Below are 24,494 nucleotides of genomic sequence, written 5' to 3' on the forward strand. Positions count from 1 at the left end.
AACGCTTCGGCGTAGTGGCTGCGGGAGGAACCTTCGAGGCCATGGAACAGGACCAGCAGCGGGGCCGCGGCGGCACCGGGCGGCGCGGGCGACAGCCAGTCGAGGTCGACGAAGTCGCCGTCGGGCGTGTCCCAGCGCTCGCGCCGGTATTGCGGCGGCGCCCCGGCGACGCGCTGCGCGAACAGGGCCGGCCAGATGGTCTGCAGGTTGCCGCCGGGCAGCCATCCGGGCGCGGCATAGCGGAACGCCCCGTTTGGCGCGAGGGCCTGTTCCGTTCCCACCGCCTGCTGCATCAGTGCAGGACCGAGGGCGTGTCCGAGACTTCCTGGATGTCGCCGGCGGTGCCGGGGCTGGCGTGGTGCGCGACCAGCCGCCAGCCCTGCGCGGTCTTGTGGTAGATATTGGTGGCGAGCACCCAGGCATGGCGCGGGCCCTGCGGCGTGAGCACCTCCACCTTCTCCAGCAGGTTGTGCACGCAGCTGCCCATCGACTCGATCTTGCGCACGCGCTCGGGCCAGGCACGGATGCTGCCGTTGGCGAACATGGCCTCGAAGGTGGCCCGGATGGCGGCCGGGCCGACCACGCGCGGGCCGCCCGGGTGGATGCAGACGATCTCGTCCTCGTCGGCCCAGCAGGCCATCAGCTTGTCGATGTCGGCGTTCTGCAAGGCTTCGTAGAACGCGGCTTCGACCTCGTCGGCGTTGCCCTCGAGGTTGGCAGCCTGGAGCTTGGAACTGCGCATGTCCGGCCGATTGTGCATGCAATCAAAGGCGCAGCCAGCCGCGCACGGCCTCGCGCGCGTCGCCCTGCGCCGCGCGCCAGACCGTCTCCGGCGCCGCGACGTGGATGCCGCGCGGCGCGTCCTGCAGCGCGGCGGCGACGAACTCCGCCACCTTCACCGATCGCACGGGCTGCTCGGTACTGGGCACCATGTACCTGAACACGGAGTGCATCCAGCGCGCGGTCGCCTGCAGCGGCCCGCGCGCGACACCAGGCTCGGGCTGGCGGGCGCTGCGCACGATCAGCAGCCGCTCGAAATCCAGCGACGCCACCGCCTGCTCGTCCAGGCTGGCGAGGCCGCGCTTGAGTGCCTCGGGCAGGCGCCCCTGGGCATGCGGCAGCACCACCGCGAGCGTACGCACGCCGCTGCGGCGCATCCACCGGGCCAGGGCGGGCAGCTGCTCGGGCCGGGGCGTCCAGAGCGCCCGCTCGCGCTCGTAGAACAGGCGCGGCGGCTCGAACAGCACCAGCCCGGTGTCGGCGGCGCCGGGGGCCCACTGCGCGGGGTCGTCGCCCTCGACCACGCGGCCGCCGACGCTGCGCAGGGCGGCACGGATCGGTTCGCGCGCCAGCACTTCCGTGCTGCCGTAGCGCTCCAGTCCCACCAGCCGCCGCAGCACCTCATTGCCGAGCACGCCGGTCGCGCCCGCAATGACCAGCCGCGAGCGTGGCGGCGCCGGCCGCGCAGGGCCGCGGGCGGCGGCCTGCAAGGCCTGGATCGGCTCATGGCGCATGGCTTCCATGCTACCGTCGACGTCCGCCCCTGCAGGAGAAGAACGATGCGCCGCTGGCTCGCCCTGATCGCCCTGGCCCTGTCGCTGACCGGCTGCGGCTACAACGACTTCCAGCGGCTCGACGAGCAGACCCAGTCGGCCTGGTCCGAGGTGGTCAACCAGTACCAGCGGCGCGCCGACCTGGTGCCCAACCTGGTCGCCACCGTCAAGGGCGAGGCCAGCTTCGAGCAGGAGACGCTCAGCCGCGTGGTGGAGGCGCGCGCCCGCGCGACCTCGATGCAGGTCACGCCCGAGGTGCTGAACAATCCCGAGCAGTTCCAGCGCTTCCAGCAGGCCCAGGGGGAGCTGTCCAGCGCGCTCAGCCGGCTGATGGTCGTGGTCGAGCGCTACCCCGACCTGAAGGCCAACCAGGGCTTTCGCGACCTGCGCGTGCAGCTGGAGGGCACCGAGAACCGCATCACCGTGGCGCGCAACCGCTACATCCAGGCGGTGCAGGAGTACAACGTGCTCACGCGGAGCTTCCCGACCAACCTGACGGCGATGGTGTTCAACTACGAGCCCAAGCCGAACTTCTCGGTGCAGAACGAGGCCGAGATCTCGACCCCGCCGCGGGTGGACTTCGGCGGCACGGCGCGGCCGTCGGCACCGGCTACCCCGGCGGCTCCGCCGGCTTCCGCAGCGCCGTCCGCCCCCGCCGGGACTCCCACCCGGTAGCCGGATGGCCATCCCATGGGTCATCCCCGCGCAGGCGGGGATCCACGCATTCGCGCGGCTCTTCTTCCCGGGCTTGCTGTGGCTGCTGGCGGCGGCCGGCATCCCCGCAGCCGCCCAGGGAGTGCTGCCCGTCCCCGAGCTCACGGCGCGCGTCATCGACCAGACCGGCACGCTGGACGACATCCAGCGCAAGGCGCTGGAGGACAAGCTGGCCGCCTTCGAGCAGCGCAGCGGCACGCAGATCGTGATGCTGCTGGTGCCCACCACGCAGCCGGAAGACATCGCCAGCTATGCCAACCGGGTGGCCAACAGCTGGAAGATCGGCCGCCGGGACGTGGGCGACGGCATCCTGCTGATCGTCGCCAAGGACGAGCGGCGCGTGCGCATCGAAGTGGCCAAGACGCTGGAAGGTGCCGTGCCGGACCTCGCCGCCAGGATGATCATCGACGAGGCGATCACGCCCCGCTTTCGCCAGGGCGACTTCGCCGGCGGCCTCCAGGCTGCGGCCGACCGCCTGATCGCGCGCGTCAGTGGCGAGGGCTTGCCCGCGCCGCAACGGCGGGGACCTTCGCCGGCGCAGGGATTCGACTGGTTCGACCTGGCCATCTTCCTGTTCTTTGCCGTGCCCATCGCGGGCGCCGTGCTGCGCGGCATCTTCGGGCGCAAGCTCGGATCGCTGTTCACCGGCGGCGGGGTCGGCCTGCTCGCCATGCTGTTCACCTCCAGCCTGGTCGTGGCCGCCGTCGCGACGGTCGTCGCCCTGCTGTTCTCGCTGATCTCGGGCTTCGCCCCGCCGGGCGGCCGCCGGCGCGGCTGGGGCGGGCCGGTGATCTTTCCTGGCGGCGGCGGCTGGGGTAGCGGAGGAGGCTGGGGCGGCGGCGGCTGGGGTGGCGGCGGCGGCTTCGGCTCCGGCGGGGGTGGCGACTTCGGCGGCGGCGGCGCCTCGGGAGGCTGGTGATGCTGCGCAAGTTCCAACGCATCCTCAAGCATCGGTGGCTGGACGACGACGACACGCGCAAGGCGATCCCGCCGGCGCTGGCGGAGCGCCTGGCGGCCCGGGTGGCCGCCAGCGAGCGGCGGCACAGCGGCGAGATCCGCATCTACGTGGAAGCCGGCCTGCCCCTGAGCTACCTGTGGCGCGATGCCAGCCCGCGCGAGCGCGCCATCGCCCTGTTCGGCAAGCTGCGCGTGTGGGACACGGAGCAGAACAACGGCGTGCTGATCTACCTGCTGCTGGCCGAACACGCGATCGAGGTCGTGGCCGACCGCGGGCTGGCCCACCGGGTCGACAAGGACCACTGGGAGGCGATCGTGCAGCACATGCGCGAGGCCTTCCGCGCCGGCCGCTTCGAGGACGGCTTGACGCACGCGCTGGAGGAGGTGTCGGCGCTGCTGGTGCGGCATTTCCCGCTGGAGCCCGGCGCGGCCAATCCCAACGAGTTGCCCGATTCGCCGGTGCTCGGCTAGGGGCGTGGCGGCTTGCGGGGCGCAGGCCGCGAGCCGCCGGTGGGGCGGGCCACCATGAAAAAAGCCCCGCACCTTGCGGCGCGGGGCTCGAGAGCGCGGGTTTTTAGCGCGTTCTTGTCTCGGTCAAACCGTTGGGAACTGGGCAAGCGCTGCGCGCGTGGTCAGTCCCCTCTTCCAGTCAGTTGGGGACAGAGCACTCGCTGCGCTCGTGGTCTGTCCCCAATGCTATTTCTTTTGGCGGTATTTCTGCAACGCAGCGATCTGCGCCGCCATGATGGCCAGCTCGGACTGGGCGCGGGCAACGTCGATCTCGCTCTTGGCGTTCTTCAGCGCTTCCTCGGCGGCGTGCTTGGCTTCGTTGGCCTTTTGCTCGTCCAGATCCTTGCCGCGGATGGCGGTGTCGGACAGCACGGTGACGCGGTTGGGCTGCACCTCGAGGATGCCGCCGGCCACGAACACGAATTCCTCGGCGCCGTCGGCCTTCTCGATGCGCACCGAGCCGGGCTTCACCCGCGTGATCAGCGGCGTGTGGCGCGGGTAGATGCCGAGCTCGCCGGCTTCACCCGGCAGCGCGACGAAGCGCGCCTCGCCCGAGAAGATCGACTCCTCGGCCGACACCACGTCGACCTGGATGGTGTGAGTCTTGTCGACCATGGATTCTCCAGTCAGTCGGGGACGGGCCGGCGCGCTGCGCGCGCCTGGCCTGTCCCCAGGTCGGTCAGGCCGACAGCTTCTTGGCCTTCTCGAAGGCTTCGTCGATGGTGCCGACCATGTAGAAGGCCTGCTCGGGCAGGTGATCGCACTCGCCGGCCACGATCATCTTGAAGCCGCGGATCGTTTCCGACAGCGGCACGTACTTGCCGGGCGAGCCGGTGAACACCTCGGCCACGTGGAAGGGCTGCGACAGGAAGCGCTGGATCTTGCGCGCGCGCGCCACGGCCAGCTTGTCCTCCGGCGACAGTTCGTCCATGCCCAGGATGGCGATGATGTCGCGCAGTTCCTTGTAGCGCTGCAGGGTGGCCTGCACCGCGCGGGTGGTGGTGTAGTGGTCCTCGCCGACCACGTTCGGGTCGACCTGGCGGCTGGTGGAGTCCAGCGGGTCCACCGCCGGGTAGATGCCCAGCGCGGCGATGTCGCGCGACAGCACCACGGTGGCGTCCAGGTGGGCGAAGGTGGTGGCGGGCGACGGGTCGGTCAGGTCGTCGGCCGGCACGTACACGGCCTGGATCGAGGTGATCGAGCCGACCTTGGTGGAGGTGATGCGCTCCTGCAGGCGGCCCATTTCCTCGGCCAGCGTCGGCTGGTAGCCCACGGCCGACGGCATCCGGCCCAGCAGGGCGGACACCTCGGTGCCGGCCAGCGTGTAGCGGTAGATGTTGTCCACGAAGAACAGCACGTCGCGGCCCTCGTCGCGGAACGACTCGGCGATGGTCAGGCCGGTCAGGGCCACGCGCAGGCGGTTGCCCGGGGGCTCGTTCATCTGGCCGTACACCATCGACACCTTCGACTCGGCCAGGTTGTCCAGCTTCACGACGCCCGACTCGGCCATCTCGTGGTAGAAGTCGTTGCCCTCGCGGGTGCGCTCACCCACGCCGGCGAACACCGACAGGCCCGAGTGCGCCTTGGCGATGTTGTTGATCAGCTCCATCATGTTGACGGTCTTGCCGACGCCGGCGCCGCCGAACAGGCCCACCTTGCCGCCCTTGGCGAACGGGCAGATCAGGTCGATCACCTTGATGCCGGTCTCCAGCAGCTCCTGCGAGGGCGACAGCTCGTCGTAGGCCGGGGCCTTGCGGTGGATCGGGGCGGTGAGCGCCTGGTCGATCGGGCCGCGCTCGTCGATCGGCGTGCCCAGCACGTCCATGATGCGGCCGAGGGTCGCCTTGCCCACCGGCACCGTGATCGGCGCGCCGGTGTTGTAGACCATGGAGCCGCGGCGCAGGCCGTCCGACGAGCCCAGCGCGATCGTGCGCACCACGCCGTCGCCCAGCTGCTGCTGCACTTCCAGCGTCAGCGCGCTGCCTTCCATCTTCAGCGCGTCGTACACGCGCGGCATGCTTTCGCGCGGGAACTCGACGTCCACCACGGCGCCGATGCACTGGACGATTTTTCCTTGGACTTGAGCCATTCTTCGCTCCGTTAAATTCAAACAGCGGCCGCGCCGGACACGATCTCGGAGAGTTCCTTCGTGATCGCCGCCTGGCGCGTCTTGTTGTAGACCAGCTTGAGTTCGTTGATCAGGTTGCCGGCGTTGTCGGTGGCGGCCTTCATCGCCACCATGCGGGCCGACTGCTCGGACGCCATGTTCTCGGCCACGGCCTGGTAGACCAGCGCCTCCACGTAGCGCACCAGCAGGTCGTCGATCACCGTCTTGGCGTCCGGCTCGTAGAGGTAGTCCCAGCCGTGCTCGCCGGCGGCGTGGGTCTCCGCGCGCATCCTCTCGGCCGACAGCGGCAGCAGCGTCTCGACCACCGGCTCCTGCTTCATGGTGTTGATGAAGCGCGTGTAGCACAGGTACACGGCACTGAGCTTGCCCTCCGCGTACTGGTCGAGCAGCACCTTGACGGGGCCGATCAGGCGCTCCAGGTGCGGCGTGTCGCCCAGCTGGGTGGCGTGCGAGACCACCTGCGCACCGATTCGGTTGAGGAAGCCCAGTCCCTTGTTGCCGATGGCGACCGTCTGGGCTCTGACGCCCTGGTCCTGCATCTCGCGCAGCTTGGACGTGACCGCGCGCAGCACGTTGGTGTTGAGGCCGCCGCACAGGCCCTTGTCGGTGGACACCACGATGAAGCCCGCCGCCTTCACGTCGTTGTGGCGCATGAAGGCGTGGGTGTACTCGGGGTTGGCCTTGCCGAGGTTGGACGCGATGTTGCGGACCTTGTCGCTGTAGGGCCGGGCCGCGCGCATGCGGTCCTGCGCCTTGCGCATCTTGGAGGCGGCGACCATCTCCATGGCCTTGGTGATCTTCTTGGTGTTCTCCACCGACTTGATCTTGCCGCGAATCTCTTTGCCTGCAGCCATTGCTAGTTTCCTGATGCCGCGTGCGCGCCGGCCGGCGCGCACGAAAAGCGGGGTTAGGCGAAGGTCTTCTTGAAGGCCTCGATGGCGCCGGTCAGTTCGGCCTCGGCGTCCTTGTCCATGGCCTTCTGCGCTTCCAGCCTGTCCAGCAGGCCGGCGTGCTTGTCCTTCAGCCAGGCATGCAGGCCCGACTCGAACGGCAGCACCTTCTTGACGTCGATGTCGTCCAGGTAGCCCTTGTTCACCGCGAACAGCGAGGCGGCCATCAGCGAGATCGGCAGCGGGCTGTACTGCGGCTGCTTGAGCAGCTCGGTCACGCGGGCGCCACGGTCCAGCTGCTTGCGAGTGGCCGCATCCAGGTCGGAGGCGAACTGCGCGAAGGCGGCCAGCTCACGGTACTGCGCCAGGTCGGTCCGGATGCCGCCGGACAGCGACTTGATCAGCTTGGTCTGGGCGGCGCCGCCGACGCGCGACACCGAGATGCCGGCGTTGATGGCGGGGCGGATGCCGGCGTTGAACAGGCTGGTCTCCAGGAAGATCTGGCCGTCGGTGATCGAGATCACGTTGGTCGGCACGAAGGCGGACACGTCGCCGGCCTGCGTCTCGATGATCGGCAGCGCCGTGAGCGAGCCGGTCTTGCCCTTGACCTCGCCCTTGGTGAAGGCTTCGACGTAGTCGGCGTTGACGCGGGCGGCGCGCTCCAGCAGGCGCGAGTGCAGGTAGAACACGTCGCCCGGGTAGGCTTCGCGGCCCGGCGGGCGGCGCAGCAGGAGCGAGACCTGGCGGTAGGCGACGGCCTGCTTGGACAGGTCGTCGTAGATGATCAGGGCGTCCTGGCCGCGGTCGCGGAAGTACTCGCCCATGGTGCAGCCGGCGTAGGCCGACACGTACTGCATGGCGGCCGATTCCGACGCCGAGGCCGCCACCACGATGGTGTATTCCATCGCGCCGTTCTGCTCCAGCGCGCGCACGATGTTCTTGATCGTGGACGCCTTCTGCCCGATGGCGACGTACACGCAGGTCATGTTCTGACCCTTCTGGTTGATGATCGTGTCGACCGCCACCGCCGACTTGCCGGTCTGGCGGTCGCCGATGATCAGCTCGCGCTGGCCGCGGCCGATCGGCACCATCGAGTCGATCGACTTCAGGCCGGTCTGCACCGGCTGGTCGACGCTCTTGCGCGCGATCACGCCGGGCGCGACCTTCTCGATCACGTCGGTCAGCTTGGCGTTGATCGGGCCCTTGCCGTCGATCGGCTGGCCCAGCGCATTGACCACGCGGCCGATCAGCTCGGGGCCGACCGGCACTTCCAGGATGCGGCCCGTGCACTTGACGGTGTCGCCCTCGGAGATGTGCTCGTACTCGCCCAGGATCACCGCGCCGACCGAGTCGCGCTCGAGGTTCAGCGCCAGGCCGAACGTGGGCGTGCCCTCCCTGGTGGCCGGGAACTCCAGCATTTCGCCGGCCATCGCCTCGGACAGGCCGTGGATGCGGACGATGCCGTCGGTCACGGAGATCACCGTGCCCTGGTTGCGGATGTCGGCGCTGGCGGACAGGCCCTCGATCCGGCTCTTGATCAGTTCGGAAATTTCTGCGGGATTGAGCTGCATGACTCGTTCCTTGTGTCTTGGGTGCGGGCGGCCGTCAGGCCGTCAGCGCAACTTTCATTTGCTCGAGGCGGGCCTTGACCGAGGTGTCCAGCACCTCGTCGCCCACCACCACGCGGATGCCGCCGATCAGCGACGGATCCTCCTGCACGGTGACGTTGAGCTTGCGGCCGAAACGGCGCTCCAGGGTGGCGGCCACTTCGCCCAGGCGGGCGGCGGGGATCGGGAACGCGCTGTAGACGACGGCGTCGGAAGCGCCGCTTTGCGCGTTCTTCATGGCGCGGAACTGCGCCGCCACCTCGGGCAGCGCGGCCAGCCGGCCGTTGTCGATCACGGTGCGCAGGAAGTTCTGGCCGACCGCCGGCAGCGGTTCGCGGACCACGCCGGCGACCAGGTCGTACACCTCGCGGTCGGTGGTCCTCGGATTGTCGGCGTACTGCTGCAGCTGCTCGTTGCCGGCCACGGCGGCCAGCGCGTCGAGCCACTGCGCCGTGCCGTTCAGGTCGGCCGCGCAGGACTTGAACAGCGCCTCGGCGTAGGGGCGGGCGATGGTGGCGAGTTCGGCCATTGGCTTTCCGTCCCTTACAGCTCGGTCTTCAGGCGATCGAGCAGGTCGGCATGGACGCCGGCGTTGACTTCCTTGCGCAGGATCTGCTCGGCACCCCGCACGGCCAGCGCCGCCACCTGCTCGCGCAGCGCCTCGCGCGCACGCACGGTCTGCTGCTCGGCCTCGGCCCGGGCGGCGGCCACGATCTTGGCGGCTTCCTCGGCGGCGCGGCCCTTGGCCTCCTCGACGATCGCCTGGGCGCGGCGCTCGGCGTCGGACAGCAGCGAGGCGATCTGGCTGCGCGACTTGCCCAGCTCCTCGTCGACCTTGGCGTTGGCCGCGGCGAGTTCCGACTTGGCACGGTCCGCGGCGGCCAGACCCTCGGCGATCCGGCTGGCGCGCTCGTCGAGCGCAGCGGCGATCGGCGGCCACACGTACTTCATCGTGAACGCTACCAGCAGCAGGAACACGATGATCTGAATGATGAGGGTACCGGTGATGCTCACTGTTTCATCCTTGGTCCCGGCCGGTTGCGGCGCCGGGAAAGACGTTGGCGAAGGAAGGTCCGCGCGCCGCGGCTTACTTCGGCAGGTTGGCGAGCTGGCCCAGGAACGGGTTGGCGGTGGCGAACCACAGGGCGATACCGACGCCGATGATGAAGGCGGCGTCGATCAGGCCGACCAGCAGGAACATCTTGGTCTGCAGCTCGTTCATCAGCTCGGGCTGGCGGGCAGCCGATTCGAGGTACTTGCTGCCCATGATGCCGATGCCGATGCAGGCGCCGATGGCGCCGAGGCCGATGATCAGGCCGGCGGCCAGGGCGACAAAGCTGATAACTTCCATGATTGCTCCTAAGGGACTTGGGTTGGTGAGGGAAGGAAAGGGAAACCGGGTCAGTGGGCGTCGTGCGCCTGGCCGACGTAGACGAGCGCCAGCATCATGAACACGAAGGCCTGCAGGACGATGATCAGGATGTGGAAGACCGCCCAGGCCCAGCCCGCGATGACGTGGCCGATCGCCAGCCCGATGCCGGTGGCCGACAGCGAGAAGGCGCCGCCCATCATCGCGATCAGCAGGAACACCAGCTCGCCTGCATACATGTTGCCGAACAGTCGCATGCCGTGCGACACCGTCTTGGCGACGAACTCGATGATCTGCATGAAGAAGTTGGGCAGCCACAGCAGCGGGTGCGAGCCGAAGGGCGCAGTGAACAGCTCGTGCACCCAGCCGCCCAGCCCCTTGATCTTCACGTTGTAGTACAGGCACACCAGCAGCACGGCGACCGACAGCCCCATGCTGATCGACAGGTCGGCGGTCGGCACCACGCGCATGTAGGCATGGTGCGGGTCGTGGCCGGTGGCGCTGTACAGACCCTGCCAGATCACCGGCAGCAGGTCGACCGGCAGCAGGTCCATCGCGTTCATCAGCAGGATCCAGAGGAACACGACCAGCGCCAGCGGCGACACCGCCTTGCGGCTGGCGGCGTTGTGCACGATGCCCTTGGCCTGCGATTCGACCATTTCCACCAGGATCTCGACGGCGGCCTGGAAGCGCCCCGGCACGCCGGCGTGCGCCTTGCGCGCCGCCTTCCACAGGAAGAAGCAGGTCAGCGCACCCAGCACGATCGACCAGAACAGGGAGTCGTAGTTGAAGACGGAAAAATCGACGACGTTGCCGGGCGCGTGGTTCTGCAGGAAGGCCAGGTGGTGGGCGATGTATTCGCCTGCGCTCGGTCCGGTTTCGGCAGCCATGTTGTTTCTCGTCTCTTCAATTCGACTTCGGGGCGCGCCCGCGCGGTGCATACGCCAGCGCCACCCAGTACACCTTCATCGCGAGCACCAGCCCCACCAGCAGCGCCGGCCAGCTCAGCTCGCGCACCAGCCTCGGCGCAGCCATCAGCATGGCCACCGTCAAGGCGATCTTGACCATCTCCCACAGCATGAACCCGAAGGCCGCCGTGCCCGCATTGAGCGAGGCGATCCGGCCGGTCAGGCCCCGCGCGAAGACCGCGGCGGGGACCGCCACGGCCAGCGCGCCATAACCGGCAGACCACCCGACGGCTTGCTTGCCGGTGATGGCCCAGGCCGCGAGCGCCGCCGCCAGCCCCACCACCAGCTGGCCCCCGACCACCCACCAGGGGGAAACCGGCGGGTGCTGTTCGCGCAGCTTTCGCGCCTCCTCGGCGCTCAGCGGCTTGACTGGGGGTTGCTCGTCCTCCCAGGACGGCTCAAGCGGGGCGGCTGATTTCTTCATTCCACGCGGCCCCGGCTCTCGGCCCTGAAATCCACAAAGCCGCCCATTATAAGTAGAAACCCAAAGCCCAAATCCACGGTTGGGCTGGGCGGCCTTACCCGGCGCCGCGGGAGGACAATGGCGCCATGAACCAGACCCCCGCCCCGCTGCCCGACCTGCCCTGCTACCTGAACGGAGAGCTCACCCGCGTGGACCGGGCCCGCGTGAGCGTGCTCGACCGCGGCTTCATCTTCGGCGACGGCGTGTACGAAGTGGTGCCGGCCTATGCCGGCCGGCCGTTCCGCTTCGACGAGCACATGGCGCGGCTGGACCGCAGCCTGGGCGAAATGCGCATCGCCAACCCGATGCCGCGCGGGCAGTGGCGAGAGCTGGTCGACACGCTGGTGCAGGCCTATGCACGGCACGTCGGCCAGCCGGTGGAGGCGACCGCGCAGATGGTCTACATGCAGGTGACCCGTGGCGTGGCGATGCGCGACCACGTGATGCTGCCGGGGCTGCAGCCGACGGTGTTCGCCATGAGCAATCGCCTGCCGATCTACAGCGAGCAGGACCGTGCGCGCGGCGTGGCCTGCGTCACCGCCGAGGACTTCCGCTGGAAGAAGGCCCACATCAAGAGCACCAGCCTGGCCGGCGCCGTGATGGCGCGCCAGGTCAGCGCCGACCAGGGCGCGGTCGAGACCGTGATGTTCCGCGACGGCATGCTGTCCGAAGCGGCGGCCTCCAACGTCTGGGTGGTCCAGGGCGGCAAGGTGCTGGGCTCGCCGAAGGACAACCTGGTGCTGGAAGGCATCCGCTACGGCCTGCTCGAGCAACTCTGCCGCGAGGCGGGCCTGCCGTTCGAGTTGCGCCGCGTCGCGCGCGACGAGGTGCTGGCCGCCGACGAGCTGCTGCTGACCTCGGCCACCAAGGAGGTGCTGGCGGTCACGAGCCTGGACGGCAAGCCGGTTGGAAACGGCCGGCCCGGCCCCATCTACGAACGACTCTACGCCGGCTACCAGAAAGCCAAGCAAGCCTCCTGACCCAGATGACCGCCCGCGCGCCCGCCCCCTTTCCTGCCGCCGACCCGCGCAAGGACTCGCTGATCGCCTACCCGTCGCGCTTCCCGATCAAGGTGATGGGCGCCAAGGTCGACGGCTTCGTGAACGCCGTCACCCGGATCGCGAAGCAGTTCGATCCCGGCTTCGATGCCGCGAGCGTGGAGCTGCGCGACAGCAAGGCCGGCAATTACCTGGGCATCACCATCACCGTCACGGCCACCAGCCGGCAGCAGCTCGACGACCTGTACCGCGCGCTGACCTCGCACCCGATGGTGAAGGTGGTGCTCTAGGCCGCCGCGGCATGCAGGTGCGCATGCTGGGGCGGGTGGACTACCGGCCCACCTACGAGGCCATGCAGGCCTTCACCCGCGCGCGCACCGACGAAACGCCCGACGAGATCTGGCTGTGCGAGCACCCGCCGGTGTTCACGCAGGGGCTGTCGGGGCGGGCCGAACACGTGCTGGCGCCCGGCGCCATCCCGGTGGTGGCCACCAACCGGGGCGGCCAGGTCACCTACCACGGGCCGGGGCAGGTGGTCGCCTATCCCTTGCTGGACCTGCGCCGGCGCGGCTACTTCGTCAAGGAGTACGTCTACCGGCTGGAGGAAGCGGTGATCCGCAGCCTGCGCGAGTTCGGCGTCACCGGGCACCGGGTGCGCAGTGCGCCGGGGATCTACGTGCGGCTGGACGACCCGTCCTCGCACGCCGTCATCCGGGCATTGCCGGGGGATGACCCGTTCCGCGGCCTCGGCAAGATCGCGGCCCTCGGCGTGAAGGTCAGCCGGCACTGCACCTACCACGGCGTGGCGCTGAACGTGGCCATGGACCTGGAACCCTTCACCCGCATCAACCCTTGCGGTTACGCAGGGCTGCAGACGGTGGACCTTTCTAGAATCGGGGTTCCCACCCACTGGAACGAAGCGGCGCAGGTCCTGGGCCAGAAGCTCGTCGCCCTGCTGTCGCCCTGACACTCCCATGAGCTCCATCCGCGTCGTGCGCACCGCGCAGCCCCTCGAGACCTACGATCCGGCCGCCAAGCAGAAGGCGGCCGCCAAGCTGTCGCGTATTCCGCTGAAGGTGGAGCCGCACGAGCTGCTGCGCAAGCCCGAGTGGATCCGGGTGCGGGCCGGCTCGCCCAGCACCCGTTTCTACGAGATCAAGCAGATCCTGCGCGAAGCCAACCTGCACACGGTCTGCGAGGAGGCCTCCTGCCCCAACATCGGCGAGTGCTTCGGCCGCGGGACGGCCACCTTCATGATCATGGGCGACAAGTGCACGCGGCGCTGCCCGTTCTGCGACGTCGGCCACGGCCGGCCGGACGCGCTGGACCCGCACGAGCCGGAGAACCTGGCCCGCACCATCGCCCGGCTGAAGCTGAAGTACGTGGTGATCACCAGCGTCGACCGGGACGACCTGCGCGACGGCGGCAGCCAGCACTTCGTCGACTGCATCCGCAAGACGCGTGAGCTGTCGCCCGGCACCACCATCGAGATCCTGACGCCGGACTTCCGCGGCCGCGACGACCGTGCGCTAGAGATCCTGAAGGCGGCGCCGCCGGACGTGATGAACCACAACCTGGAGACGGTGCCGCGCCTGTACAAGCAGGCCCGGCCCGGCTCCGACTACGCCTTCAGCCTGAACCTGCTGAAGAAGTTCAAGGCGCTGTTCCCGCACATCCCCACCAAGAGCGGCCTGATGGTGGGCCTGGGCGAAACCGACGAGGAGATCCTCGAGGTGATGCGCGACATGCGCGCGCACGGCATCGACATGCTCACCATCGGCCAGTACCTGGCGCCGTCCACCTCGCACCTGCCGGTGAGGCGCTACGTGCACCCGGACACCTTCAAGATGTTCGAGCGGCAGGCGCACGAGATGGGCTTCAGCCACGCTGCCGTGGGCGCGCTGGTGCGTTCCAGCTACCACGCCGACCAGCAGGCGCACGCCGCCGGCGTCGCCAACGCCTGATCGCGCCGGCCCGGGGCTGCGTGCCCCGGTAAGCTCGCGTTCCATGCATGCCAACCTGTACGCGCTGGGTGCCATCGCGCTGTGGGGGAGCCTGGCCTCGCTGGGGATCTCGCTCGCGCACCTGCCGCCGTTTCTGCTCACCGGCATCGCGCTGGTGATCGGCAGCGTACCGGCCTGGCCGCTGCTGCGGCAGTGGCGGGTGCGGCCGGCGACCCTGGCATTGGGCATCTACGGCCTGTTCGGCTACCACTTCCTGCTGTTCATCGCGCTGCGCATGGCGCCTGCGGTGGAAGCCAACCTGGTGAACTACCTGTGGCCGCTGTTCATCGTGGTGCTGGCGCCGCTGTTCCTGCCGCGGCTGTCCCTGCACGCCGGGCACGTCGCGGGCGCGCTGCTCGGATTCGGCGGCGCCGCCATCGCCATCCTCGGCGGCGCCGGCGCCGGCCCCTCGGGTAGCTGGTCCTGGGGCTTCCTGCCGGCGCTGGGCGCGGCCTTCGTCTGGGCCAGCTATTCGCTGCTGACCCGGCGCGTGCCGCCCTTTCCCACCGCCGCCATCGGCCTGTTCGGGCTGCTCTCCGGCCTGCTGTCGCTGGCCTGCCATGCGCTGCTGGAGCCGCGCGTCGCGGTCAGCGCGGACGACTGGGTCCTGCTGGCCCTGATGGGGCTGGGTCCGCTGGGCGCCGCCTTCTTCCTGTGGGACCGAGCCCTGAAGACCGGCGATGCGCGACAGATCGGCGTGCTCAGCTATCTCACGCCGCTGGCCTCGACCGGGCTGCTGCTGCTGGTGACCGGCCGCGGGCTGGACTGGAGCATCGCCGCCGCCGCCGCACTGATCGTCGGGGGCGCGGTGCTGGGCACGCGCACGCGCGAGCGGCCGGGCCGCGCCCGGGCCGCCTGAGCGACCCGGCGCGCCATGGCGCCCAGGGCCCACGCGCGCGGCGGCCTGACGGAAAGCGGCCGCGTTCCTTTGCGGACACAGCCGGGGCGGCTGGCGCCCGAGTCCTACAGGGCCGGTGCGTGTGCATCCCTAGAGTCGACTCACACGCTCCGACTGCCTGCCGCCGATGACCATGGCCGACCGCGCCGAAGAAGCTTCTGCCGCCCGCTCGCGCCGACCCTGGATCGGGCGCCACCCCTGGTTCCTGGCCTCCACCGTCCTGCTCGCGCTGGTGCTGGCCGTGGCCGTGCCGCCGGTGCTGTACGTGCTGGACCAGTTGCCCGAGACGCCCCTGATCGGCAACCTCAAGCAGCAGCAGGACGACTACCCCAGCGTGCTGCTGACCTCGGATGGCCGGCCGCTCGCGGTGTTCCGCCAGACCTGGCGAGAGTGGGTGCCGCTTTCGCAGGTCTCGCCGCACGTGGTGGAGGCACTGCTGGCCACCGAGGACCAGCGCTTCTACGAGCACCGGGGGCTGGACCTGCGACGCACCCTGGGCGCGGCCATCAGCACGCTGCGCGGGCGGCTGCAGGGCGGCTCGACGCTGACCCAGCAGCTGGCGCGCAACCTCTACCCGGAGGCGATCGGCCGCGCGCCCACGCTGGAGCGCAAGGTGCGCGAGGCGATCACCGCGCTGAAGATCGAGCGCGTCTACGGCAAGGACGACATCCTCGAGATCTACCTGAACACGGTGCCGTTCCTCTACAACACCTATGGCATCGAGATGGCCGCGCGCACCTATTTCGACAAGCCGGCGCGCGAGCTGGACGTGCTCGAGAGCGCGACCCTGGTGGGCATGCTCAAGGGAACCACTTCCTACAACCCGGTGCTCCACCCGGAGCGTGCGCGCGAGCGGCGCAACGTCGTGATGGCGCAGATGGTGCGCAACGGCGGGCTGGAGCCCGCTCGCTTCGAGCAGCTCAAGGATCGGCCGCTGCAGGTCAAGTTCGAGCGCCGCGAAGAGCAGCTCGGCCCGGCTCCGCATTTCACCGTGCTGCTGCGCCGCTGGCTGATCGACTGGGCCGACCGCAACGGCTACAACATCCATGCCGACGGGCTGGTCGTGCGCACCACGCTCGATTCGCGCGCGCAGGCCATGGCCACGCAGGCGCTGGCCGCGCAGGCGGGGCGGCTGCAGGAGCGCGTGGACAAGGCCTGGGACGGCCGCAAGGGCTGGAACGCACAGCGCGAGCGGGTGGACGTCTTCATCCGCGAGACGCCGCAGTTCCAGGCCGCGCGGGCCGCCGGGCAGGACGAGGCGCAAGCCCTTGCGCGGCTGCGCGCCGACGCCGGGTTCATGAAGGCCCTGCGTGCCGACAAGACCCGGCTGGAGGCCGGCTTCGTGGCGCTGGAGCCGGGTACCGGCTACGTGCGGGCATGGGTCGGCAGCCGCGACTTCCAGCGCGACCAGTACGACCACGTGAACCAGGCCCGCCGCCAGCCCGGATCGACCTTCAAGCCCTTCGTCTACGGCGCGGCCTTCGAACTGGGCGCGCTGCCCACCGACATGCTGATCGACGAGCCGATGGAGTACGTCACGCCGGACGGCAAGATCTGGCGCCCCACCGACATCGGCGAACCGAGCTATGAGCCGTTCACCCTGCGCGACGCGCTCGCGCGTTCCAAGAACACCATCACGGCGCAGCTCATGCATTACGTCGGAGCCGACGCGGTGGCGCGGCTCGCCCAGGCCATGGGCGTGCGCGACAGCCGCCTGCACGCCGTGCCCTCGCTGGGGCTGGGCACCAGCGGGGTCACCCTGCGCGAGATGGCCTCGGCCTACGCCACCATCGCCAACGGCGGCGATTACGTGGCGCCGCTGCTGGTCCTGAGCGTGGAAGACCGCGACGGGCGCGTGCTGGAGTCGTTCCGGCCGGCGGCGGCCGAGCCCGCGTTGTCGCCCGCTGCCGACGCCGCACTGCTGGAGGCGATGCGCGCCGCCGTCGACCGCGGCACCGGCGCCGCCATCCGCACCCGCTTCAAGCTGCCCGGCGAGCTGGCCGGCAAGACCGGCACCACCCAGGACAACACCGATGGCTGGTTCATCCTGATGCACCCGCGGCTGGTGGCCGGCGCCTGGGTCGGGTTCAACGACAGCCGCATCACCATGCCGGACAGCTGGGGGCAGGGCGCCCGCAGCGCGCTGCCCATGGTCGGCGAGTTCATGCGCCAGGTGGTGGACGCGCGCCTGGTCGACGTGAAGGCGCGCTTCCCGGCCGCTCCGCAGCCCTGGTCATGGGAGCCGCAGCCGCCGGCCTGGGGCAGCCTGTTCCCCATGCCCGAGCAGGTGCAGCCGGAACTGGTGCCGCTGACGCCGGTCAACCCCTATCCCGCGGAGTACGGCGTGAACGCCGGACCGGCGCTGGGCTTCCCGCCCGTGCAACCGGTCGTGGTGCCTCCGGTGGCGCAGGAGGCAGTGGAACGCGCCACCGTGGTGGCGCCGCCGCGCGAACCGCCGCGAGCCGTGGGAGGCACCGCCCCGCGCGTGTGGCAGCCGCCCGGGGAAGCCAGCGGCGCCGGCCCTGCGCCCATGCCGGGCGTCCCCGGCCTGCGTGGCGACGGCTACGACATGCCCTAGCCGGCCAGCAACTGCGCCGGTTCTTCGGCCGCGATGACCTCGCGCGCCCACGCCGCCAGCCGGCGGGTGTCGGCCCGCAGCACCTCCTGCTTGACGGCCAGGATCTGCGCCGGGTGCATCGAGAAGCTGCGCAGCCCGAGGCCGAGCAGCAGGCGGGTATACAGCGGATCGCCGGCCATCTCGCCGCAGACGCTCACGCCCTTGCCCTGCGCCTGGCACTCGGCGATGGTCTGGGCCACCAGGTTCAGCACCGCCGGGTGCAGCGGGTCGTACAGGTGCGCCACCGATTCGTCGGCGCGGTCGATCGCCAGCGTGTACTGGATCAGGTCGTTGGTGCCGATCGACAGGAAGTCGAAGTGGCGCAGGAAGGTCTTGACCATCAGCGCCGCCGCCGGGATCTCGATCATGGCGCCCAGCTGCACCGGCCCGTAGGCGACGCCGCGCCGGTCGAGCTCCGCCCGGGCGGCGGCCACCAGTGCCAGCGTCTGCCGGATCTCGCCGGCGTGGGCCAGCATCGGGATCAGCAGGTTGACCTTGCCGTGGGCGGCGGCGCGCAGGATCGCGAGCAGCTGGGTCAGGAACATGGCGGGGTCGGCCAGGCACCAGCGGATGGCGCGCAGCCCCAGCGCCGGATTGAGGTGGCCGGCATCGCGCTCGGCCTCGTCCAGCGGCTTGTCGGCGCCGATGTCGATGCTGCGGATGGTGACCGGCAGCCCGCGCATGCCCTCGACGGCGCGCCGGTAGGCTTCGTACTGCTCGTCCTCGCCGGGCAGGCGGCCGCGGCGGTTCATGAACAGGAACTCGGTGCGGAACAGGCCGACCCCGACCGCCCCCGCCTCCACCGCGACGGCCGCATCCTCGGGCAGTTCGATGTTGGCCAGCAGTTCGATCCGCTCGCCGTCCAGCGTCACCGCCGGCGTGTGCTTCAGCCGCGCCAGCCGGCCGCGCTCCAGCTCGCCCTGGCGCTGCTTGAAGCCGTACTCGGCCAGGATGATGGGCGAGGGGTCGACGATCATCACGCCCTCGTCGCCGTCGATGATCACCCAGTCGTCCTGGCGCACCAGCTGGCTGGCGCCGCGCGCGCCCACCACCGCCGGGATGTCCATGCTGCGGGCCACGATCGCGGTGTGAGAGTTGCGCCCGCCGACGTCGGTGATGAAGCCGGCGAACACGCTCTGCTTGAACTGCAGCATGTCGGCCGGCGACAGGTCGTGCGCGACCAGCACCAGCGGGACGTCGACGCTGCCGTCCAGCAGCAGGTCCTGCTGGGTGGTCCTGCGCCGCGGCGGCGGCGCAGCCACCGGCGAGGGCACCCCCTTCATGTAGCGCAGGATGCGCTCGGCGACCTGCTCGAGGTCGGCCTTGCGCTCGCGCAGGTACTCGTCCTCCATCTCGTCGAACTGGCGCGACAGCTGCTCCAGCTGGGTGGTCAGCGCCCATTCGGCGTTGTACAGGCGCTCGCGGATCCAGTGCTTGACGCCGTCGATCAGGTCCTCGTCCTGCAGCAGCATCAGGTGCACGTCCAGCAGCGCCGACAACTCGTGCGGCGCCTCCTTCGGCCCCATGCCGGCGATGGTCTGCTGCAGCCGCTGGATCTCGTCGACCACCGCGTTGCGGCCCTCGCGCACCCGCGCGATCTCGGCGTCGACCTGGTCCGGCTCGATGAAGTAGTGCGCCACGTCCACGCGCCCGGCCATCAGCACCGCGCGGCCGATGGCGATGCCGCGGGCGACGGGGAGGCCGTGGACGGCGAAGGTCATTCCCCTTCCCCGAACTTGTCGTGGATCAGCGCCAGCAGCGCGTCCACGCACTCCTGCGCCCGCGCGCCCTCGGCTTCGACCAGCACCTCGCTGCCGACGCCGGCGGCCAGCATCATCACGCCCATGATGCTCTTGGCGTTGACCCGGCGCTCGCCCTTGCTCATCCAGACGTCGCAGGGGAAGCTGGCCGCCAGCTTGGTGAGCTTGGCCGACGCGCGGGCATGCAGGCCGAGCTTGTTGGCGATGGTCGTGCGGTTGGAGATCATGGAGCGGGGCGGGGCGGGTTGGGCGCGGCGCCGGCGGCCACCTGCATCACGCCCTGGGTGCCGCCGACGACGGCGCGCGAGACCAGCGCCTCGAGCGGCTCGTTGCGGTAGCAGACGGCGCGCAGCAGCATGGGCAGGTTGACGCCGGTGATCAGGCGCGAGTGCACGCCGTCCACCAGCTTCTGCGCAACGTTGCCGGGCGTGGCGCCGAACAGGTCGGTGAGCACCAGCACGCCGTCGATGCCGGGCACGGCGAACTGCGCCATCGCCTGGCGGGCCGTGGCCAGCGTCTGCTCGGGGGCGGCGTCCGGCTGCACGTCGATCGCCGCCAGCACCGATTCGCAATCGGGAAACACGTGCAGCGCGCATTGGCGCAGCGCCTGCGCGAGCGGTGCGTGGCCGATGATCAGGATCGCGTTCATGACGAGGCCGGCTGGCCGGCACCCGGATTATCCCGGTTCCCCAGCAGGAACCAGCCGTACGAAGCCAGGCTGAAGGCCAGGAACACCGCAAAGGCGCCACGGAAGGCCGCCACCTGCGACCAGCCCAGCGCGGCGAAGCCGTCCACCAGCAGGCCGATGCCCCACTGCAAGGTGAACACGCCCAGGAAGATGACCAGGTTGTAGGCCGACAGCGCGCGGCCGGCGCGCGCCGCCGGGAACGCCATGCCGACGGCAGGCTGGGCCAGCGAGACGAAGGTCGACGTCACGCAGAACAGCGCCAGCGCCGGCGCGCCGGCGGCGGGGCCGGCCCAGACGATGCCGGCCAGCACGAGCAGGCTCCAGGGCAGGCCCCAGGCAATCAGGCGCTCGGCGCCGATCCCGCGGCGCGCCAGCATCGGGGTGACCATCCCCCAGCTCCAGAAGGTGGCCAGCATGGACAGGTTGATGGTGAACAGCCCGGTGGCGGACTCCACCGGCGTGTAGCCGGCCACCCGGACCATCCACGGCCCGGCCCACAGCGTCTGCAGGGCCAGCATGCCGCCGTAGCTGAAGAAGCCCACCGGCGCCAGGCGCTGGAAACAGGGGTTGCGCCAGACCTCGGCGTAGCTGGCCCGCCCGCCCGCGGCAGGCGCAGGCGGCTGCCAGGCCGGCAAGCGCCAGGCCAGCAGCAGCATGGACAGCGCGATCAGCGCCGCCAGCCCCCAGAACAGCGGCCGCCAGCCGGCCAGCGGCACCAGCCACTGCACCGGCAGGGTGGACGCCAGCATCCCGAACGAGCCGGTCATCAGCATCCAGGAGTTGGCGCGCAGCTGCGCCCCGGGGTCCAGCCAGCGCCGAAAGCCCGTGAGCGGCGCCATCAGGCAGGCGCTCACGCCGACGCCGCACAGGACGCGGGCGGCCAGCAGGGTGCCGAAGCTGCCGGCCAGCGAAAAGGCCACGCAGCCGAACACCGCGATCGACAGGAAGGCGACGATGACCTTCTTCGGACCATGCCGGTCCAGCCAGGTGCCCAGCGGCAGCTGGGTGGCGGCAAAGCCGATGAAGTAGCCGCCGGCCAGCAGGCCCAGGTCGCGCGCGCTCAGGGCGAATTCGCTGGTCAGCGTGGGTGCCAGGGTGGCGGTGACGGCGCGCAGCAGCGCGGAGAAGAAATACGCGAATGCGAAGGCCAGGAACACCTGGATCGCCGCCCGGCGGCTCAGCAGCTCCATGCGGACTTCATCGGCGGGCACGGAGCGCAGGTGGGCGGCATCGGGCGATGATACGGTTCCGTTCGACAATCCCGGCATGACTTCCCTCGACGGCATCCGCATCCTCGACCTGTCCCGCGTGCTGGCCGGGCCCTGGTGCACGCAGACCCTGGCCGACCTCGGCGCCGACGTGATCAAGGTCGAGCGGCCGGGCAGCGGTGACGACACGCGCAGCTGGGGCCCGCCCTTCCTGCCGGGCCGCGACGGGCAGGACACGCGCGAGGCGGCCTACTACCTGGGCGCCAACCGCAACAAGCGCTCGGTCACCTGCGACATCGCGCAGCCGGCCGGCCAGGCGCTGGTGCGCGAACTGGTGCGCCACTGCCACGTGTTCGTGGAGAACTTCAAGGTGGGCGACATGGCCCGCTACGGCCTGGACTGGGAAACGCTGCGCGCGCTCAACCCGCGCCTGGTCTACTGCAGCATCACCGGTTTCGGCCAGACCGGTCCCTACCGCGAGCGTGCCGGCTACGACTACGCAGTGCAGGGCATGGGCGGGCTGATGAGCATCACGGGCGAGCGCGACGACCTCGGCGGCGGGCCGCAGAAGGTCGGCGTGGCGGTGGCCGACCTGTTCACCGGCCTGTATGCGACGGTGGCCATCCTGGCCGCGCTGCGCCACGCCGAGCGCACGGGCGAAGGCCAGCACGTCGACATGGCGCTGCTGGACACGCAGGTGGCGATGCTGGCCAACCTGGGCGCCAACTACCTGGTCAGCGGCAAGGTGCCGGGGCGCGCCGGCAACGCGCACCAGAACATCGTCCCCTACCAGGTGTTCGAGGTGGCACCGGCGCCGGACGGCAGCAAGGACCACATCATCCTGGCGGTGGGCAACGACGGCCAGTTCGTGAAGTTCTGCGAGGTGGCGGGCCGGCCGGAGCTGGCCCGCGACGAACGCTTCGCGCGCAACCAGGACCGGGTCCGCCACCGCGCCGTGCTGGTGCCGCTGCTCGAGCAGGTGATGAAGGTCCGCGGCAAGGCCGACTGGCTGGCGGCACTGGAGGCGGCCAAGGTGCCCTGCGGCGCCATCAACAACCTGGCCGAGGTGTTCGCCGATCCGCAGGTGCGCGAGCGCGGCATGGTCACCGAATGGCAGCACCCGCTGGCCGACGGCTTGCGGCTGGTGGGCAGCCCGATCCGCATGGGCGCCACGCCGGTGCGCAGCGCGCTGCCGCCGCCGCTGCTGGGCCAGCACACGCGCGAGGTGCTCACCAGCGTGCTCGGCTGGAGCGAGGCGCAGGTGGCCGAACTGCAGCAGCAAGGAGTCATCTGAAATGGCGAACTTCCTCCTGGTCCACGGCGCCTGGCATGGCGGCTGGTGCTGGCAGCGCGTGGTGCAGGCGCTGGCGCGCGAGGGGAACCGGGTCCACGCGGTGACGCTGACCGGGCTGGGCGAGCGCGCGCACCTGCTGTCGCCGGCCATCACGCTGGAGACCCACGTCCAGGACGTGGCCGGCGCCCTCGAAGCCGAGGAGATGGACGGCGTGGTGCTGGCCGTCCATTCCTACGCCGGCATGATCGGCACCGCCATCGCCGACCGCCTGGGCCCGCGGCTGCGCCACCTGGTGTACGTCGACGCGGTGGTGCCGCGCCCGGGCGAGAGCTGGAGCAGCACCCACGCGCGGGCGGTACGCGAGGCGCGCCTGGCCAGCGCGGCGGCCTCGGCCGCGTTCGCCCTGGCGGTTCCGGACCCCGACAACTACGGCCTCGATGCCGACGACTACCGGTGGGTCAAGCGCCGCCTGACCCCGCAGCCGGGCCATTGCTACCAGGCGCCGCTGGACTTCGACCCGGCGCGGGTGGCCGCCGTCCCCCGCACCTTCGTCAACTGCACCGCGCCGGCCTTGCCCACCATCGACGCGATCCGCCCGCGCATGGCCGACCCGGGCTTCTGGGGCGGCGCCTGGCGGGGCGGCGGCGGGGCCCGGGTGGTCGAACTGGCGACCGGGCACGACCCCATGGTCAGCCGGCCGGCGGAGCTGGCCGCCATCCTGTCGGGCTGCGCCTGAGTGCTGCGCCAGAAACCTTTCACCGGCCGCGGAGTCCATCCGGGTCTTAAACTGGGCGGGCGATGAAAAAAGCACTGATGGGCGTGGTCGCGGCGGCGGTGGTGGCCGTCGGCGCCGCCGTGTACCTGAACACCGGGACCGCGGCCGCGCCGGCCTCCACCTTCGTGCTGCTGGACGGCAGCACCCGGACCACCGACGACCTCAAGGGCAAGGTCACGCTGGTGAATTTCTGGGCCACCAGCTGCACCACCTGCGTGGCGGAAATGCCCCACATCGTCGAGACCTACGACAAGTACAAGGCGCGCGGCTACCAGACGGTGGCCGTGGCGATGAGCTACGACCCGCCCAGCTATGTCGTCAACTATGCGCAGACGCGCAAGCTGCCGTTCGCCGTGGCCATCGACAACACCGGCGCCGTGGCCAAGGCCTGGGGCGACGTGCAGATCACGCCCACCACCTTCATCGTCAACAAGCGGGGCGAGATCGTGAAGCGCTACGTCGGCCAGCCCGATTTCGCGGAGCTGCACCAGCTGATCGAGCGGCTGCTGGCGCAAGGGTGAGGACGCCCTCCCGCGGCGAATGAGGAAGGGCGCCCAGTAGGCGCCCTTTGCGGTTCCGGCGTGCGGGGCTCGCGCCACCGCGCGCGGGCGTCATTTGTTCCGGAAGTCGTCGTGGCAGGCCTTGCAGGTGCCTGCGGTGGCGCTGAACGCCGCCTTCAGGTTGTCCAGGTTGTGGGTCCTGGCCGCGGCCAGCAGCTTGGCGGACTCGCCGACCAGCTTCTCGTTGTGCTCCCTGAATTTCGCCTGCTCGGTCCAGATCTCCGGCCTGGCCCTGGTGTTGCCCAGCTTGTCGGTGCCGCCCACGAAGCCCGCCCACGGCAGCCGCGCCATCACGTTGACGATTTCGGCGTTCTCCACCGCCGCCTTGGCGTCGTAGGGCACCTTGCCGTTGGCCATGGCGCCTATGCGGCCGAAGTGCTGCGCCATCACGAACAGCGAGTTCTGGCGGTACTTCACGGCGTCCTCGGGCTTGGCGAACTGGGCCGAAGCCGGGACCGCAAAGGCGGCGGCAGCAGCGGCGAGGGCGAGCGGGGCGAAAAATCTCATGCGGGTCTCCGGGTTGGATGCAGGCCG

The 24,494-nt window shown here is 70.3% G+C and carries 27 protein-coding genes and 2 pseudogenes; 12 read left to right on the forward strand and 17 right to left on the reverse strand.

Annotation, left to right across the window (positions count from 1 at the left end):
* The 3 genes and pseudogenes from V6M57_RS03835 to V6M57_RS03845 all read right to left on the reverse strand — a co-directional run.
* Positions 1–293, reverse strand: a pseudogene (locus tag V6M57_RS03835) (alpha/beta hydrolase); the annotation flags it as partial.
* Positions 293–742, reverse strand: a complete 450-nt coding sequence (locus tag V6M57_RS03840; RefSeq protein WP_332813661.1) for a YybH family protein — start codon at positions 740–742, stop codon at positions 293–295. The pseudogene V6M57_RS03835 and the gene V6M57_RS03840, both read right to left, overlap by 1 nt.
* 22 nt (positions 743–764) lie before the next feature.
* Positions 765–1,523 (reverse strand): hypothetical protein, encoded by a 759-nt coding sequence (locus V6M57_RS03845; protein WP_332813662.1) that lies wholly within the window; start codon positions 1,521–1,523, stop codon positions 765–767.
* A gap of 36 nt (positions 1,524–1,559) precedes the next feature.
* Between V6M57_RS03845 and V6M57_RS03850 the strand changes: the two genes are divergently transcribed.
* Genes V6M57_RS03850 through V6M57_RS03860 form a run of 3 tightly spaced genes read left to right on the forward strand, consistent with a single transcriptional unit; the run spans position 1,560 to position 3,695 of the window.
* Positions 1,560–2,228: a LemA family protein gene (locus V6M57_RS03850; RefSeq protein WP_332813663.1), complete on the forward strand. Its 669-nt coding sequence runs from the start codon at positions 1,560–1,562 to the stop codon at positions 2,226–2,228.
* 4 nt (positions 2,229–2,232) lie between these two features.
* Complete coding sequence (locus V6M57_RS03855; RefSeq protein ID WP_332813664.1) at positions 2,233–3,186, forward strand: TPM domain-containing protein; 954 nt, start codon at positions 2,233–2,235, stop codon at positions 3,184–3,186.
* Positions 3,186–3,695, forward strand: coding sequence for a TPM domain-containing protein (locus V6M57_RS03860; protein ID WP_332813665.1), 510 nt, complete (start codon positions 3,186–3,188; stop codon positions 3,693–3,695). Before V6M57_RS03855 ends, V6M57_RS03860 begins: the two co-directional genes overlap by 1 nt.
* Before the next feature lie 225 nt (positions 3,696–3,920).
* On the opposite strand, the gene V6M57_RS03865 is transcribed toward V6M57_RS03860, so the two are convergent.
* The 9 genes from V6M57_RS03865 to V6M57_RS03905 all read right to left on the reverse strand — a co-directional run bounded on the left by V6M57_RS03865 (position 3,921) and on the right by V6M57_RS03905 (position 11,120).
* On the reverse strand, positions 3,921–4,349 hold the full coding sequence (locus V6M57_RS03865) for a F0F1 ATP synthase subunit epsilon (protein ID WP_332813666.1): 429 nt from the start codon (positions 4,347–4,349) through the stop codon (positions 3,921–3,923).
* A gap of 64 nt (positions 4,350–4,413) precedes the next feature.
* Positions 4,414–5,823: a F0F1 ATP synthase subunit beta gene (atpD, locus tag V6M57_RS03870; RefSeq protein WP_332813667.1), complete on the reverse strand. Its 1,410-nt coding sequence runs from the start codon at positions 5,821–5,823 to the stop codon at positions 4,414–4,416.
* A 17-nt stretch (positions 5,824–5,840) separates the two neighbouring features.
* A complete protein-coding gene (gene atpG, locus V6M57_RS03875) occupies positions 5,841–6,716 on the reverse strand; it encodes a F0F1 ATP synthase subunit gamma (protein WP_332813668.1) in 876 nt (291 codons plus the stop codon).
* Between the two features lie 53 nt (positions 6,717–6,769).
* On the reverse strand, positions 6,770–8,323 hold the full coding sequence (gene atpA, locus V6M57_RS03880; RefSeq protein WP_332813669.1) for a F0F1 ATP synthase subunit alpha: 1,554 nt from the start codon (positions 8,321–8,323) through the stop codon (positions 6,770–6,772).
* Between the two features lie 34 nt (positions 8,324–8,357).
* On the reverse strand, positions 8,358–8,888 hold the full coding sequence (locus tag V6M57_RS03885) for a F0F1 ATP synthase subunit delta (RefSeq protein WP_332813670.1): 531 nt from the start codon (positions 8,886–8,888) through the stop codon (positions 8,358–8,360).
* Positions 8,889–8,902: 14 nt separating this feature from the next.
* Positions 8,903–9,373: a F0F1 ATP synthase subunit B gene (locus V6M57_RS03890; protein ID WP_332813671.1), complete on the reverse strand. Its 471-nt coding sequence runs from the start codon at positions 9,371–9,373 to the stop codon at positions 8,903–8,905.
* Between the two features lie 73 nt (positions 9,374–9,446).
* A complete protein-coding gene (gene atpE / locus V6M57_RS03895; protein ID WP_440480530.1) occupies positions 9,447–9,710 on the reverse strand; it encodes a F0F1 ATP synthase subunit C in 264 nt (87 codons plus the stop codon).
* Between the two features lie 50 nt (positions 9,711–9,760).
* On the reverse strand, positions 9,761–10,618 hold the full coding sequence (gene atpB / locus V6M57_RS03900) for a F0F1 ATP synthase subunit A (RefSeq protein WP_332813672.1): 858 nt from the start codon (positions 10,616–10,618) through the stop codon (positions 9,761–9,763).
* A 16-nt stretch (positions 10,619–10,634) separates the two neighbouring features.
* Positions 10,635–11,120, reverse strand: a complete 486-nt coding sequence (locus tag V6M57_RS03905) for an ATP synthase subunit I (RefSeq protein ID WP_332813673.1) — start codon at positions 11,118–11,120, stop codon at positions 10,635–10,637.
* 125 nt (positions 11,121–11,245) lie between these two features.
* Between V6M57_RS03905 and V6M57_RS03910 the strand changes: the two genes are divergently transcribed.
* The 6 genes from V6M57_RS03910 (at position 11,246) to V6M57_RS03935 (ending at position 17,636) form a co-directional block, all read left to right on the forward strand.
* Complete coding sequence (locus V6M57_RS03910; protein ID WP_332813674.1) at positions 11,246–12,139, forward strand: D-amino acid aminotransferase; 894 nt, start codon at positions 11,246–11,248, stop codon at positions 12,137–12,139.
* A gap of 5 nt (positions 12,140–12,144) precedes the next feature.
* The gene (locus V6M57_RS03915; protein ID WP_332813675.1) at positions 12,145–12,447 is read left to right on the forward strand and encodes a DUF493 family protein; all 303 of its coding nucleotides are present in this window, start codon (positions 12,145–12,147) and stop codon (positions 12,445–12,447) included.
* 11 nt (positions 12,448–12,458) lie between these two features.
* Positions 12,459–13,124 carry a lipoyl(octanoyl) transferase LipB gene (gene lipB / locus V6M57_RS03920; RefSeq protein WP_332813676.1) on the forward strand — a complete coding sequence of 222 codons (666 nt, stop codon included), beginning with the start codon at positions 12,459–12,461 and terminating at the stop codon, positions 13,122–13,124.
* A 7-nt stretch (positions 13,125–13,131) separates the two neighbouring features.
* Positions 13,132–14,121 carry a lipoyl synthase gene (gene lipA, locus V6M57_RS03925; protein WP_332813677.1) on the forward strand — a complete coding sequence of 330 codons (990 nt, stop codon included), beginning with the start codon at positions 13,132–13,134 and terminating at the stop codon, positions 14,119–14,121.
* A 43-nt stretch (positions 14,122–14,164) separates the two neighbouring features.
* Positions 14,165–15,019 (forward strand): DMT family transporter, encoded by an 855-nt coding sequence (locus tag V6M57_RS03930; RefSeq protein WP_332813678.1) that lies wholly within the window; start codon positions 14,165–14,167, stop codon positions 15,017–15,019.
* A 172-nt stretch (positions 15,020–15,191) separates the two neighbouring features.
* Positions 15,192–17,636, forward strand: coding sequence for a penicillin-binding protein 1A (locus V6M57_RS03935; protein WP_332813679.1), 2,445 nt, complete (start codon positions 15,192–15,194; stop codon positions 17,634–17,636).
* Here V6M57_RS03935 and ptsP read toward each other — a convergent pair.
* The 4 genes and pseudogenes from ptsP to V6M57_RS03955 form a co-directional block, all read right to left on the reverse strand.
* Positions 17,633–19,396: a phosphoenolpyruvate--protein phosphotransferase gene (ptsP, locus tag V6M57_RS03940; RefSeq protein WP_332813680.1), complete on the reverse strand. Its 1,764-nt coding sequence runs from the start codon at positions 19,394–19,396 to the stop codon at positions 17,633–17,635. The two genes, V6M57_RS03935 and ptsP, sit on opposite strands and share 4 nt — an antisense overlap.
* Positions 19,393–19,662, reverse strand: coding sequence for an HPr family phosphocarrier protein (locus V6M57_RS03945; RefSeq protein ID WP_332813681.1), 270 nt, complete (start codon positions 19,660–19,662; stop codon positions 19,393–19,395). The genes ptsP and V6M57_RS03945 overlap by 4 nt, the downstream gene beginning before the upstream one ends.
* Positions 19,634–20,084, reverse strand: a pseudogene (locus tag V6M57_RS03950) (PTS sugar transporter subunit IIA); the annotation flags it as partial. The gene V6M57_RS03945 and the pseudogene V6M57_RS03950, both read right to left, overlap by 29 nt.
* Positions 20,081–21,313, reverse strand: coding sequence for an MFS transporter (locus tag V6M57_RS03955; protein WP_332813683.1), 1,233 nt, complete (start codon positions 21,311–21,313; stop codon positions 20,081–20,083). The gene V6M57_RS03955 and the pseudogene V6M57_RS03950, both read right to left, overlap by 4 nt.
* A 76-nt stretch (positions 21,314–21,389) precedes the next feature.
* Here V6M57_RS03955 and V6M57_RS03960 point away from each other — a divergent pair, with 76 nt between their 5' ends.
* The 3 genes from V6M57_RS03960 (at position 21,390) to V6M57_RS03970 (ending at position 23,921) form a co-directional block, all read left to right on the forward strand.
* Complete coding sequence (locus V6M57_RS03960) at positions 21,390–22,625, forward strand: CaiB/BaiF CoA transferase family protein (RefSeq protein WP_332813684.1); 1,236 nt, start codon at positions 21,390–21,392, stop codon at positions 22,623–22,625.
* Between the two features lies 1 nt (position 22,626).
* Positions 22,627–23,361: an alpha/beta hydrolase gene (locus V6M57_RS03965; protein ID WP_332813685.1), complete on the forward strand. Its 735-nt coding sequence runs from the start codon at positions 22,627–22,629 to the stop codon at positions 23,359–23,361.
* Positions 23,362–23,423: 62 nt separating this feature from the next.
* Complete coding sequence (locus V6M57_RS03970) at positions 23,424–23,921, forward strand: TlpA disulfide reductase family protein (RefSeq protein WP_332813686.1); 498 nt, start codon at positions 23,424–23,426, stop codon at positions 23,919–23,921.
* A 90-nt stretch (positions 23,922–24,011) separates the two neighbouring features.
* Here the strand turns inward: V6M57_RS03970 and V6M57_RS03975 are convergent, their stop codons facing one another.
* On the reverse strand, positions 24,012–24,467 hold the full coding sequence (locus V6M57_RS03975; RefSeq protein WP_332813687.1) for a c-type cytochrome: 456 nt from the start codon (positions 24,465–24,467) through the stop codon (positions 24,012–24,014).
* Between the last annotated feature and the right edge of the window lie 27 nt (positions 24,468–24,494).

This window comes from Ramlibacter sp., from assembly GCF_036676645.1.
In the GTDB taxonomy this organism is placed as follows: domain Bacteria; phylum Pseudomonadota; class Gammaproteobacteria; order Burkholderiales; family Burkholderiaceae_C; genus Ramlibacter.